Source organism: Streptomyces sp. SA15 (assembly GCF_002291145.1).
GTDB lineage: Bacteria > Actinomycetota > Actinomycetes > Streptomycetales > Streptomycetaceae > Streptomyces.
Window position 1 is genome coordinate 1 of sequence record NZ_NTGE01000106.1, and the last position, 12,651, is coordinate 12,651.

10 protein-coding genes and 1 rRNA gene are annotated in these 12,651 nt (G+C 71.8%); 6 read left to right on the forward strand and 5 right to left on the reverse strand.

All coding sequences use genetic code 11. From position 1 onward, the window contains the following. Positions 1–10 precede the first annotated feature (10 nt). Positions 11–127: ribosomal RNA gene (rrf, locus tag CLM62_RS23780) — 5S ribosomal RNA — on the forward strand. 89 nt (positions 128–216) lie between these two features. Here rrf and CLM62_RS23785 read toward each other — a convergent pair. From CLM62_RS23785 to CLM62_RS23805, 5 genes are read right to left on the reverse strand one after another with little or no spacing between them, the layout of a single operon-like run. After that, positions 217–1,527 carry a DUF58 domain-containing protein gene (locus tag CLM62_RS23785; RefSeq protein WP_095751933.1) on the reverse strand — a complete coding sequence of 437 codons (1,311 nt, stop codon included), beginning with the start codon at positions 1,525–1,527 and terminating at the stop codon, positions 217–219. Further along, positions 1,527–2,516, reverse strand: a complete 990-nt coding sequence (locus tag CLM62_RS23790; RefSeq protein WP_095751934.1) for a MoxR family ATPase — start codon at positions 2,514–2,516, stop codon at positions 1,527–1,529. The genes CLM62_RS23785 and CLM62_RS23790 overlap by 1 nt, the downstream gene beginning before the upstream one ends. After that, on the reverse strand, positions 2,516–3,718 hold the full coding sequence (locus CLM62_RS23795) for a DUF4350 domain-containing protein (protein WP_095751935.1): 1,203 nt from the start codon (positions 3,716–3,718) through the stop codon (positions 2,516–2,518). The genes CLM62_RS23790 and CLM62_RS23795 overlap by 1 nt, the downstream gene beginning before the upstream one ends. Next, complete coding sequence (locus tag CLM62_RS23800; protein ID WP_095751936.1) at positions 3,715–4,530, reverse strand: DUF4129 domain-containing protein; 816 nt, start codon at positions 4,528–4,530, stop codon at positions 3,715–3,717. The genes CLM62_RS23795 and CLM62_RS23800 overlap by 4 nt, the downstream gene beginning before the upstream one ends. 4 nt (positions 4,531–4,534) lie before the next feature. After that, on the reverse strand, positions 4,535–5,908 hold the full coding sequence (locus CLM62_RS23805) for a hypothetical protein (RefSeq protein WP_095751937.1): 1,374 nt from the start codon (positions 5,906–5,908) through the stop codon (positions 4,535–4,537). 140 nt (positions 5,909–6,048) lie between these two features. Here CLM62_RS23805 and mtnA point away from each other — a divergent pair, with 140 nt between their 5' ends. From mtnA to CLM62_RS53135, 5 genes are all read left to right on the forward strand, one after another. Continuing rightward, positions 6,049–7,194: an S-methyl-5-thioribose-1-phosphate isomerase gene (gene mtnA / locus CLM62_RS23810; RefSeq protein ID WP_095751938.1), complete on the forward strand. Its 1,146-nt coding sequence runs from the start codon at positions 6,049–6,051 to the stop codon at positions 7,192–7,194. 8 nt (positions 7,195–7,202) lie between these two features. Then, positions 7,203–7,892, forward strand: coding sequence for a two-component system response regulator MtrA (mtrA, locus tag CLM62_RS23815; RefSeq protein WP_218835621.1), 690 nt, complete (start codon positions 7,203–7,205; stop codon positions 7,890–7,892). Between the two features lies 1 nt (position 7,893). Continuing rightward, a complete protein-coding gene (gene mtrB, locus CLM62_RS23820) occupies positions 7,894–9,975 on the forward strand; it encodes an MtrAB system histidine kinase MtrB (protein ID WP_095751939.1) in 2,082 nt (693 codons plus the stop codon). Next, positions 9,965–11,791 carry an LpqB family beta-propeller domain-containing protein gene (locus tag CLM62_RS23825; RefSeq protein ID WP_095751940.1) on the forward strand — a complete coding sequence of 609 codons (1,827 nt, stop codon included), beginning with the start codon at positions 9,965–9,967 and terminating at the stop codon, positions 11,789–11,791. The genes mtrB and CLM62_RS23825 overlap by 11 nt, the downstream gene beginning before the upstream one ends. A 186-nt stretch (positions 11,792–11,977) precedes the next feature. Next, on the forward strand, positions 11,978–12,651 hold a 674-nt coding region (locus CLM62_RS53135; protein WP_373559180.1), incomplete at its 3' end, for a ComF family protein.

Sequence of the window (12,651 nt, forward strand, 5' to 3'; positions counted from 1 at the left end):
TTCATAGTGTTTCGGTGGTTATAGCGTGAGGGAAACGCCCGGTTACATTCCGAACCCGGAAGCTAAGCCTTACAGCGCCGATGGTACTGCAGGGGGGACCCTGTGGGAGAGTAGGACGCCGCCGAACAATTCTTGAGAAAACCCCGTACCGGGATGGTGCGGGGTTTTCTGCATTTCAGAGTCGTTAAGGCACGGCGCGGTGGGCGCCGCGCGCAATTACAGGCGGCCCGCCGCCTTCAGTGCCAGATAGGCGTCTGCCAGTGCTGGCGCCAGATCGTCCGGTGTCGCGTCGATGACCGTCACGCCGTGGCGGCGGAGTTGCTCCGCAGTGCGATGGCGTTCGGCTTGGGAGTGGGCGGCGGCTGCGGCCTCGTAGATTGCTTCTGTGTTTCCGCGGGCTGTGGCCATGCGGGCGATGTGAGGGTCCGCTACCGATGCCAGCAGGATGGTGTGGCGCTGGGTGAGTCGAGAGAGGACGGGCAGCAGGCCTTCTTCGACCGGGGCCGCGTCGAGGGTGGTCAGCAGGACGATCAAGGATCGGCGAGGTGCCGTCCGGAGTGCTGTCGCTGTGAGTCCTCGGGCGTCCGTTTCGACGAGTTCGGGTTCCAGTGTCGCCATCGCGTTGACCAAGGCCGGAAGGACGTCGCCTGCTGTGCGGCCCTGGACGAGGGCGCGTACCCGGCGGTCGTAGGCGAGCATGTCTACGCGGTCGCCGGCTCGGGATGCGAGTGCCGCCAGGAGCAGGGCGGCGTCCATGGAGGCGTCGAGGCGGGGGGCATCGCCCACGCGGCCGGCCGAGGTGCGGCCGGTGTCGAGGACCAGGAGGATGTGGCGATCGCGTTCGGGGCGCCAGGTGCGTACGGCGACCGCGGACTGGCGGGCTGTGGCGCGCCAGTCGATGGAGCGGGTGTCGTCGCCGGGGACGTACTCGCGCAGGCTGTCGAATTCCGTGCCTTCGCCGCGAGTGAGCACACTGGTGCGGCCGTCCAGCTCGCGCAGGCGGGCCAGCTTGGAAGGCAGGTGTTTGCGGCTGGTGAAGGGTGGCAGGACGCGTACGGTCCAGGGAACCTGGTGGGTGCCTTGGCGGGAGAAGAGGCCGAGAGGGCCGTAGGAGCGGATCGTGACGCGGTCGGCCTGGCGGTCGCCGCGGCGGGTGGGGCGTAGGTGTGTGGTGATGCGTCGGCGCTCGCCGGCCGGAACCGTCAAACGGTGACGGGAAGCCGGGATTTCCGTGCCGGGCTGCCAACTGCTGGGAGGCCAGGCGTCGCGGAGGCGCGCACGGAGCGGGTGGCGGGACGGGTTGGTGACCGTGAGGGTGACGTCGGCGGTGTCACCCAGGCGTACGGAGGTGTCGCCCGAGCGGGTGAGGCCGAGGCGTCGTACGGGTGCTGCCAGCGCGAAATCGCAGGCGCACGCCACGGCCAGGGGGGCGTTGACCGCGAGGAGGCCGGTCCAGCCGGGTTCCCAGATGCCGACGGGGAGGGAGCCTAGGGCCGCGAGGAGCGCGGCGCGTCCGGTGAGCGCCATCAGCGGGGGACGGGGACGTGGGCGAGGATCGCGTTGATGACGGAGTCGGCCGTCACGCCTTCCATCTCGGCCTCCGGGCGGAGCTGTACTCGGTGACGAAGGGTGGGGAGGGCGAGTGCTTTGACGTCGTCGGGGATGACGTAGTCGCGGCCTGTCAGCCAGGCCCAGGCGCGGGATGTCGCGAGGAGGGCAGTGGCGCCGCGGGGGGAGACGCCGAGGGTGAGAGACGGCGATTCGCGAGTGGCTCGGCAGATGTCGACCACGTAGGCCGTGATTTCGGGGGAGACCGCCGTTTTTGCCACCGCGGATCGGGCGGCTTCCAGAGCGGCGGGGCCTGCTACTGGGCGTACACCGGCGGCGTGCAGGTCGCGTGGGTTGAAGCCCTCGGCGTGGCGGGTGAGGACATTGATCTCGTCCTCGCGGGAGGGGAGCGGGATCGTCAGCTTGAGGAGGAAGCGGTCCAGCTGGGCTTCGGGGAGGGGATAGGTGCCTTCGTACTCGACCGGGTTCTGGGTCGCGGCGACCAGGAACGGGTCGGGGAGCGGGCGAGGTGTGCCGTCGACCGTGACCTGGCGTTCCTCCATGGCTTCCAGGAGAGAGGACTGGGTCTTCGGCGGGGTGCGGTTGATCTCGTCGGCCAGGAGGAGGTTGGTGAAGACCGGGCCGGGCTGGAAGGAGAACTCGGCGGTGCGCGTGTCGTAGACCAGGGAGCCCGTGACGTCGCTCGGCATCAGGTCCGGGGTGAACTGGACGCGCTTGGTGTCGAGTTCGAGTGCGGATGCCAGGGCGCGGACGAGCAACGTTTTCGCGACTCCGGGGACTCCTTCCAGTAGTACGTGTCCGCGGCAGAGGAGAGCGACGACGAGGCCGGTCACGGCGGGATCCTGGCCGACCACGGCCTTGGCGATCTCGGCGCGCAGGGCCTCCAGGGCGGCTCGGGCGTTGCCCGGGTCCCCGGTCTGCCCGGCGTTGTCAGTGGTCGGGTCCATCATGGACGGCGTACCTCTCTTTCGAGGGCGTCGAGTTGGTCGGCGAGAGAGACGAGGGCGGCGTCGTCGCCAGGCGGCGGGCCGTAGAGGAGGGACTGCAGGGCCTGTCCGTCTCCGTGACCGCGGAGATGGGCGGACAGGGCGGGGAGCAAGGCTTCGGGCGCGTGCGCCTGGGCGACGGGGACGCCTACGAGGGGGGCGAGGCGGGTGCGGGTGGTGGAGCGAAGAGCGGCGGCGGCGCGATCGCGGGCGTTCGCCTTGCGGTAGAGGCGGGCGCGGCCTTCGACGGTTTCTGAGGCGCGGATCGCCACGGGGAGTTTTTCGGGCACGAGAGGGCCGAGTCGGCGTGCCCGCCAGAGGGCGGCGAGGGCGGCGGCGATGAAGAGCTGCAGCGTGCCCCATAGCCAGCCCGAGGGGAGAAGGTCGAAGAAGCTGCGTTCGTCGTCGGTGTCGGCGGCCGTGGTGTCGGAGAGCGAGGGGAGGTACCAGACCAGATGGGGGCGGGAGCCGAGGAGTTGGAGGGCGAGCGAGGCGTTGCCCTGCTCGTCGAGGCGGTCGTTGTGGAGGATGTCGGGCGCGCCGAGTACGACGGTGTCACCGTTCCCGGTCGCCTCCGGGACGCGCACCAGGGTGGCCAGGCGCTCGCTGGGGTAGCACTCGTCGGCGTCGGGCCGGGTGGCGGTGTAGCGGATGCCGCCCGTGTCGGCGGTGCCCGCGCGCCGGGCGGCGGGCAGGTCGCAGTCGGGGGTGAGTGCCGATTCGAGGCTGGTGGCGGGGTCCGCGACGACGCCGGGGGCGAGCCGTTCGACGGACCAGCTGCCGGGGGCGACGAGGACGGTGCGTCCGCCGGAATCGGTGGTCGCGGAATGCAGTCGGCTCTGTTGGCGGTGCGTCAGCTGGTCGGGGACGGCGACGAGGAGGGTGGTGTCGGGGCCGGCGGCGGCGCGGGTTTCCTCCAGGGTCGTGACCACGCGCGTGGAGACGCCACGGTCGGCGAGGAGTTCGGCTACGGCTCGGCTGCCGGAGGGGTCGGCGGAGCGCGGGTCGAGGTTGCCGTGCCGGGCGTCGGAGCGGATCACGGCGATTGTGACGGCCGCCGCAAGGAGGAGCACCAGGGCGACCACGACGCCTCGCGTGCGGGTCCACACCTGGCGTGCGGTGGGCGAGGCCGAAGTGGACGGAGGCGTGGCCTCGGTGGTCATTCGGCGGCTCCCTGGCGGGCGTTGTGGGCCGCCCTGTGGCTGCTGCTCGCGAGCTGCGGTTTGGTGCGCTCCAGGGCGCGGTCGAGTTCGGCGGTTCGGTGGTACGACTGCTCGGTCGCCGTCCGTCCGCCGTATGTGACGTCGTCGAAGTCCCGGGCGGCGGCGCGTAGCCGGTCCGCGTGCGAAGGCAGGGTCCGCCCCGCCTCCGCGGCCGCCTCGTCGGCGGTGCGGCCCGGGCGGGCGTCGAGCAGGGCGCGTTCTTCCAGGGAGCGGACGATGGCGCGCATGCGCTCCTGGACGGCCTGGTTCCAGTGGGCCTGGGCGGCGTGTGCCTCGGCGGCCGCGCGGTGCTCGGCGGCGCTGCGGGGCCGGTCGTCGAACAGGGTGGCGGCGGAAGTGGGCTCGCGGCGCGGAGTGCCCAGGCGCCACCACAGAGCGCCCAGGACCGCGAGGACGGCCACGATGACGACGACCAGGCCGAGCGCCCCGCCGGGTGTCGCTGCCGAGGCGGTGTTGAACAGCTTGTCGACCCAGTCCCAGAAGGCGTCCAGCGCGCGTTGGAAGAGGCCGGGGTCGTTCTCGTGGTACATGCGCTTGGTCAGCTCACGCCGGGCCGCTTCCCGCGCGGGGTCGCGGGGGATCGTCAACGGCGGTTCGTCGCTCGAGCGGGAGAGCGACAGCAGGGATGTGTCGCCGACGCGCAGCATGGCACGTACGGCCGGGTCGCCAGCCCGCAGCACCGTCCGTACGGCCGATCCGGCGGCGTGCGGCAGCGCCGGTACCGCCGTGAGGACTCCCCCTGCCAGGCTCACTTCGTCAGCTCCCTGGGATGGTGCCGGTGCCGTAGTCCTGGACGCCGGCCGCGCGGGCCAGTTCGAGGTCGAGGGCTTCGCGGCGGATGCGCTGATCGATGTAGAGGAGCACGGTGACACCGGCCGTGATCGGGAACGTGATCATGGAGCCGATCACCGAACCGATCCCGCTGATGATGAGAAACGTCCAGCCGAGGTCGCCGGTGCCTTCCAGGAAGCCGCCGACGCCGTCGCCGCTCAGTGCCGCGGCGAGGAAGGTGAAGGGGATGACGACGATCGCGGCGACGATGTTCGCGATGATCGCCGCGAGAAGCTGGATGCCGAACACGCGCCACCAGGAGCCGCGGACCAGCTTCACGGAGCGGCTCATCGACTTCACGATGCCCTGCTTCTCCAGCATCAGTGCGGGCGAGGACAGGGAGAAGCGGATCATCAGCCACACGGCGACGACACCGGCGCCCAGGCCGCCCAGGACGGCGAGCGCGGCGCCTCCCGCGCCCTCGCCCGAGACGGCCACGAGGATGCCGGGCAGGGTGCCCACGAAGACGATTCCGGCGGCGATGAGCATCAGGAGGAGGATCAGGCCCAACAGCTTCAACACCTGCGGGCGGGCGTCGCGCCAGGCCTCGCCGGTGGTGACGGGTTTGCCGAGCACCGCGCGGCTGGTGACGGTTGTGAGCAGGGCGGTCGCCAGGACCGTGCCGATCAGGGAGATCAGGAGGACGACTGCGGAGCCGAGCATGGCGTCGCCCATGGCACGGGTGAGTTCGTCGAGTGTGGCGCTCGGGTCGTTGAGGGCCTCGGCGTCGGCGGTGTCATTGAGGACGAAGCCCTGGAGCAGGATGACGACGATCTCGGTGACCACCGCGACGGTCAGCGAGATGCCCAGGACCGTGCGCCAGTAGCTGCGCATGGTGGAGACCGCGCCGTCGAGGATCTCGCCCACGCCGAGGGGGCGGAGCGGGATCACGCCGGGCTTGGCCGCGGGCGGGGGGCCGCCCCAGCCGCCGTAACCGCCGGGAGGGCCGTAGCCGCCGCCCCAGCCGCCGTAGCCACCACTGCCGCCGCTCCCGCCGGGGGGTCCGTAGCCCCCGTATCCGCCGGGGCCGGCGGGGGGCGGGGTGCCCCAGCCCGGGCCGGGCGGTGGGGGTGGCGGGGGCTGGTCAGGGGTCGTGGGGCCGGTGGGCGCGGACCACTGGCTCGGTGGCGGCTGCTCCTTGGACCACTTCGAGCCGGTGTCCTGCGGCTCCGGTCCCGGCTGCTCCGTGGGGTTGGCGGCGCCCGGCCGGTCGGCGGGTTCGGCGGGGCCGGACGCGCCGGGTTCGTGCCCGTCGGACGGGGCGGATCCGGGCGAGGCCCAGCCCGGAGTGTCGTTCATCGTCGCTCCTTCACGGTGCCCGTCCGCGGTCGCGGCGGCAGGTTGGCAGCCATCGTGCCATGGGGCGGTCGTCTACGGACCAGCCGCGGTATGGGCTGCACACCTTCAATTGTCCGCCGGATAAGGGGCAGACTGACCGCATGGCTGATCAGTACGCGCACAGCGGCGAGGACAACCGGCCGACCGAGATACCGGCGATCCGTTGGGACGAGCCACCCGAAGGCCCCGTACTGGTGCTTCTCGACCAGACGAGGCTGCCGGCCGAGGAGGTCGAACTGGTCTGCACGGATGCGCCCGCGCTGGTGGAGGCGATCCGTTCGCTCGCCGTGCGCGGGGCGCCGCTGCTCGGCATCGCCGGGGCGTACGGCGTCGCGCTCGCGGCTGCCCGGGGCTTCGACGTGGACGACGCCGCGACCGCGCTGGCGGGTGCGCGTCCCACCGCGGTGAACCTCGCCGTCGGTGTGCGCAGGGCGCAGTCCGCGTACCGCGCGGAGCTCGGCAAGGGCGGTGATGCCCGGCAGGCCGCCGAGGCGGCGTTGGCCGCGGCGCGCAGGCTGCACCGGGAGGATGCCGAGGCCAGCGCCCGGATGGCCGAGCGGGGGCTGGCGTTGTTGGACGAGCTGCTGCCCGGCGGCGGGCACCGGATCCTCACCCACTGCAACACCGGGTCGCTGGTGTCGGGCGGGGAGGGGACGGCGTTCGCGGTGGCGCTCGCGGCGCACCGGGCGGGGCGGCTCCGGCGCCTGTGGGTGGACGAAACGCGTCCGTTGCTGCAAGGTGCTCGCCTGACGGCGTACGAGGCGGCTCGCAGCGGTATGGCGTACACCTTGCTGACCGACAACGCGGCGGGCTCGCTGTTCGCGGCCGGGGAGGTGGATGCGGTGCTGATCGGGGCGGACCGCATCGCGGCCGACGGTTCGGTGGCGAACAAGGTGGGGAGCTATCCGCTCGCGGTGCTCGCGCGGTATCACCATGTGCCGTTCATCGTGGTGGCGCCGGTGACGACGGTGGATCCGGACACGCCGGACGGGGCATCCATCGAGGTCGAGCAGCGCCCCGGTCATGAAGTGACCGAGGTCACAGCACCCCAGGTGCCGGTGGTGGGAGCGGAAACGGGAGGCGGGATACCGGTGGCACCCCTGGGGACCCAGGCGTACAACCCGGCGTTCGACGTGACGCCGCCCGAGCTGGTGACGGCGATCGTCACCGAGGAGGGCGCCGTATCGCCCGTGACCGCCGAGGCGCTCGCCGAGCTGTGTGACAGGTCACGCCAGGTAACGATTTAGTTAATGGGATGATGGCATTCATGAAGGGACGAGTCCTTGTCGTCGACGACGACACCGCACTGGCCGAGATGCTCGGCATTGTGCTGCGTGGTGAAGGTTTTGAGCCGTCTTTTGTAGCCGACGGCGACAAGGCGCTGGCCGCATTCCGTGAGACCAAGCCCGATCTTGTGCTGCTCGATCTCATGCTGCCCGGACGGGACGGCATCGAGGTGTGCCGTCTGATCAGGGCGGAGTCGGGTGTGCCGATCGTGATGCTCACGGCCAAGAGCGACACCGTCGATGTCGTCGTGGGCCTGGAGTCGGGCGCCGACGACTACATCGTGAAGCCGTTCAAGCCCAAGGAGCTGGTGGCGCGGATCCGGGCGCGGCTGAGGAGGTCTGAGGAGCCCGCGCCCGAGCAGCTGGCCATCGGTGACCTGGTCATCGACGTGGCCGGTCACTCCGTGAAGCGGGACGGGCATTCGATCGCGCTGACGCCACTGGAGTTCGACCTGCTGGTGGCGCTCGCGCGCAAGCCGTGGCAGGTGTTCACGCGTGAGGTGCTGCTCGAGCAGGTGTGGGGTTACCGGCACGCCGCGGACACCCGTCTGGTGAACGTGCATGTGCAGCGGCTGCGGTCGAAGGTCGAGAAGGATCCGGAGCGGCCGGAGATCGTGGTGACCGTCCGTGGCGTCGGTTACAAGGCGGGGCCGAGCTGACGTGACGGGGGACAGTGCCGCTTCGGCGCCCGGCCGGTCCGGTGCCCGCGCGGGGCGGCCTGTCGGCCGGCAGACGGCGGGCTCCCGCTGGGGGCAGTTCCTCCTGGAAGGCGGGCTGCTGCAGGGCGGGGTCCAGGGCAGTCCGGTCCTGCGGTTGTTCATGCGCTGGGTGCGGCGGCCGCTGTTGCCCGTCATGCGGCTGTGGCGGCGCAACATCCAGCTCAAGGTCGTCGTCACGACGCTGCTGATGTCGCTGGGCGTCGTCCTGCTGCTGGGCTTCGTCGTCATCGGGCAGGTGCGCAACGGCCTGCTGGACGCCAAGGTGAAGGCCTCGCAGAGCCAGGCCACCGGCGGGTTCGCGGTGGCCAAGCAGAGCGCGGACGAGGCGGGGGCCGGGACCGGTGACGACGGCACCTCGGCGGACGGCCACCCGGAGCAGAACGTCATCCAGTGGATGAGCGACCTCGTGTTCTCGCTGTCCAGCGGCGGCCAGGGCGCCTTCGACGTGGTGACCCTCCCCGCGGACGACGACAGCGGCAGCGGGCGCGGGCCCCGGGCCTCCGGCGGCGTGAACCCGACGGCGAGCGTGCCCGAGGATCTGCGGGAGCGGATCGACAGCAGTACGGCGGCGGCCCAGAGCTACACCCGCATCATCTACAACCCCACCGCCGGCAAGGAGTCCCAGCCGGCCCTGGTCATCGGCAAGCAGGTCAACGACCCGAACAGCGACCCGTACCAGCTGTACTACCTCTTCCCGCTCAGCCAGGAGGAGAAGTCGCTGAGCCTGGTCAAGGGGACCCTGGCGACGGCCGGGCTCTTCGTCGTCGTACTTCTCGGGGCCATCGCGTGGCTCGTGGTGCGCCAGGTCGTCACCCCGGTGCGGATGGCCGCCGGGATCGCCGAGCGGCTGTCCGCCGGGCGACTGCAGGAACGCATGAAGGTCACCGGCGAGGACGACATCGCGCGGCTCGGCGAGGCCTTCAACAAGATGGCGCAGAACCTTCAGCTGAAGATCCAGCAGCTGGAGGACCTGTCGCGGATGCAGCGGCGGTTCGTGTCGGACGTGTCGCACGAGCTGCGGACGCCGTTGACGACCGTACGGATGGCCGCGGACGTCATCCACGAGGCGCGCGAGGACTTCGATCCCGTGACCGCGCGGTCGGCGGAGCTGCTCGCCGACCAGCTCGACCGGTTCGAGTCGCTGCTCGCGGATCTGCTGGAGATCAGCCGCTTCGACGCGGGAGCGGCGGCGCTGGAGGCCGAGCCGATCGACCTCAGGGAGGTCGTCCGGCGGGTCGTCAGCGGGGCCGAGCCGTTGGCCGAGCGCAAGGGTACGAAGGTTCGGATCGTGGGCGACCAGCAGCCCATCGTCGCCGAGGCCGACGCCCGGCGCGTGGAACGGGTGCTGCGCAACCTCGTCGTCAACGCCGTGGAGCACGGCGAGGGCAAGGACGTCGTCGTCAAGCTGGCCGCGGCGGGCGGGGCGGTCGCGGTCGCGGTGCGCGACTACGGCGTCGGGCTGAAGCCCGGCGAGGCGACCCGCGTCTTCAGCCGCTTCTGGCGGGCCGACCCGGCACGCGCGCGTACCACCGGTGGTACGGGACTGGGGCTGTCGATCGCTCTGGAGGACGCGCGTTTGCACGGGGGCTGGCTGCAGGCGTGGGGCGAGCCGGGCGGTGGCTCGCAGTTCCGGCTGACGTTGCCGCGGACCGCGGACGAGCCGTTGCGGGGCTCCCCGATACCGCTGGAGCCCAAGGACTCGCGGCGTAATCGTGGACTTAATGACGCCGGTCTGCCGCGCGGGGGCGGGGAAAAGGTGGCCACCGTGCCGGCCCAGCCGATGGGCGACACGGTGTCCTCGCGGGATCCGATCGTGCCGCGGTCGGCCGCCGCCGTGCCCACGGCCGACCCGACGGCGCTGCCCGGCAACGGCGCGCGCGTGGTGTCCCGGCCCGCGTCGAGCCCGCGACGGCCGGACGACACGGCACCCACCGGGGACGGGCCACGGAGTGAGGCCGCGAGCCGTCCGGACGCCGGGTCGGAGGAGTCGTACGAGCAAGGGGAGGCATTCCGTGGGCGCTGACCGCGAGGGGGGCACCCGGCGCAGGCCGGGGCGCGTGGCGGCGTACGTCGCCTGTGGCGCTGTGCTGCTGGCGGGGTGCGCCTCGATGCCCGACAGGGGGGACATGCGGGGTGTCGAGGCCACGTCGCGTCAGGACACGCAGGTGCGGGTCTTCGCCATGCCGCCCCCGGAGGACGCGTCCACCACGGAGATCGTGCAGGGTTTCCTGGAGGCGCTGACCAGTGACGATCCGAACTACGAGACGGCTCGCAAGTACCTGACCGCCGATGCCGCGCGGAAGTGGCAACCGGAGCTGTCGACCACCGTGCTGGCGAACGGGCCGGGCTTCGCGCCCGAGCGTTCGGGGGACCGGGAGGACGCCGACGACGTCTTGTACGCGCTGACGGGCACCAAGGTCGCCATGGTGGACGCGCGGCAGTCGTACGCGCCTGCCGACGGGAACTACACGCAGTCGGTGCACCTCGTTCGGGACCAGAAGACCGAGCAGTGGCGCATCGACGGGCTGCCGCAGGGTGTCGTCATGGGCAAGTCGGACTTCGAGCGCAACTACACCTCCGTCGACAAGTACTACTTCGCCTCGAACAAGACGGAGGGCACGACCTCGCAGACCGTGGCCGTCGCCGATCCCGTGTACGTGCGCGAGCGTGTGGACCCCATGACTCACATGGTGCGCTCCCTGCTGAACGGGCCCACGACCTGGCTCGGGCAGGTCGTCAGGTCCAGCTTTCCCACCGGGACGCAGCTGAGGAAGGGTGTCGGCTCGCTGACGCCGGACGACCAGAACAAGCTGACCGTGCCGCTGAACGACAAGGCCGCCCGGGTCGGTTCGGACCGGTGTGACGAGATGGCGGCCCAGCTTCTGTTCACCCTGAGCGACCTCACGCCCGCAGTGGACGAGGTCGAGCTGCAGGCGGACGGCAAACAGCTGTGCGGGCTCACCGATGCCGATGCCGATGCCGTCGCCGCGCGCGGATCCGTGCAGCAGCCCGAGTACCTGTACTTCGTCGACGGCAAGCACCGGCTCGTGCGGATACCGGCCGGCGGCGACAGCACGAAGCCCGATCCGGTGCCGGGGGCGCTGGGCGAGGGCGACAAGCAGCTGCGGTCGGTGGCGGTCTCACGCGACGAGCACGCCGCGGCCGGGGTCGGCGCCGACGGCAAGGCGCTGTACGTCGGGTCGCTGGTGTCGGGCGGTTCGCTCGGCGATCCGGTGCTGCTCAGCGAGGGCGCGACGGAGCAGGACCGGCTGACGGCACCGAGCTGGGACGCGCGGGGTGACCTGTGGGTGGCCGACCGCGACCCGCGCAATCCGCGGCTGCTGGTGCTGCGGGAGGGCGCTGGTGAGCCGCTGGAGGTGAAGACGCCGAGGCTGGACGGGCGTATCAAGGACGTGCGGGTGGCCGCCGACGGAGTGCGGATCGCGCTCGTCGTGGAGAAGGACGGCGAGCAATCGCTGTTCATCGGGCGGATCGAGCGGGACGAGAAGTCCCAGGATCCGCCGTCGGTCCAGGAGCTGCGGTCCGCGACGCCGGAGCTGGAAGAGGTCACGGCCATGTCCTGGGCCGGGGACAGCCGGCTTGTGGTGGTCGGGCGGGAGCACGGCGGTGTGCAGCAGCTGCGCTACGTCCAGGTCGACGGCTCCACGCCGGAGGGGCCCGCGCCCGCGGCACTGACGGGCGTGAAGGAGATCGCCGCGTCCGAGGACGACCAGCTGCCGCTGGTCGCGTACTCGGAGGACGGGATCGTACGGCTGCCGGCCGGGGCGCAGTGGCAGAAGGTGGACGCGGACGGGACGGCGCCGGTTTATCCGGGGTAAGTCGCTCAGGGGCCTGAGGGAAGTGGCCGCCTTCTGCCGGGGGAAGCCCGGGCAGAAGGCGGCCGTTGCTGTGCGGGGGCCGGGATTTCCGCTGGTGAGGGCCCTCTGTGCCGCGGTTTCGAGTTATCCACAGGGTGTTTTCCACAGGGGTGGCCGGGTCGCGTCGGCGTTGGCAGAGTGGTGGGCATGCGGGGGTGGTGGCAGGACCTCACCGACCTGGTGCTGCCGGCCGAGTGCGGAGGCTGCGGGAGGCCTCGTACGGTGCTCTGCCCGGAGTGCCGTGCGGTTCTGAGCGGGGCCGTACCGCGGCGGGTGCGACCGGTTCCGGAGCCGCCGGGGCTGCCGGCCGTGCACGCGGCCGCTCGGTACGCGGACGAGGCGCGGGCAGCGCTGCTGGCCCACAAGGAACGGGGCGCACTGGCGCTTTCGGCACCGCTCGGCACGGCTCTGGCGGGGGCGGTGCGGGCGGGGCTGCGGGAGGCTCTGGCGCGCTCTGACGGGGATGGGCCTCCGGGGCTTCGAGCGGGCGTCCAGGAGGCTCGGCCGCCGGCTGGTGGGGCTGAGTGGGCGGGGCCTCGGGTGAGGCGTGAAGGGGCTCGGGAGCACGTCGGCGGCGCTGTGCGGGCAGCGCACCGGGCGGGGGCCGAAGCGGCTCGGGTACGGGCCGACGGGGCCGTGCGGGTGGAGCAGCGAGCGGGGCTTTATGGCCCGCGAGCGCCGGGCGACGGGGCCGTGCTGCTCGTTCCCGTGCCGTCCTCGCGCGGGGCCGTACGGGCTCGGGGGCATGGGTATGCCCAGGTCCATGGTGAGCCGGTCGCCCTCCGGCGTCTCGGAGGGCAGCGACCCGAAGCCGACCACGG

What these genes read in the sequence shown, in the direction of transcription:
- CLM62_RS23785 (WP_095751933.1), bottom strand. Translation starts at nt 1,527, where the DNA reads ATGGCGCTCACCGGACGCGCCGCGCTCCTCGCGGCCCTAGGCTCCCTC.
- CLM62_RS23790 (WP_095751934.1), bottom strand. Translation starts at nt 2,516, where the DNA reads ATGGACCCGACCACTGACAACGCCGGGCAGACCGGGGACCCGGGCAAC.
- CLM62_RS23795 (WP_095751935.1), bottom strand. Translation starts at nt 3,718, where the DNA reads ATGACCACCGAGGCCACGCCTCCGTCCACTTCGGCCTCGCCCACCGCA.
- CLM62_RS23805 (WP_095751937.1), bottom strand. Translation starts at nt 5,908, where the DNA reads ATGAACGACACTCCGGGCTGGGCCTCGCCCGGATCCGCCCCGTCCGAC.
- mtnA (WP_095751938.1), top strand. Translation starts at nt 6,049, where the DNA reads ATGGCTGATCAGTACGCGCACAGCGGCGAGGACAACCGGCCGACCGAG.
- mtrA (WP_218835621.1), top strand. Translation starts at nt 7,203, where the DNA reads ATGATGGCATTCATGAAGGGACGAGTCCTTGTCGTCGACGACGACACC.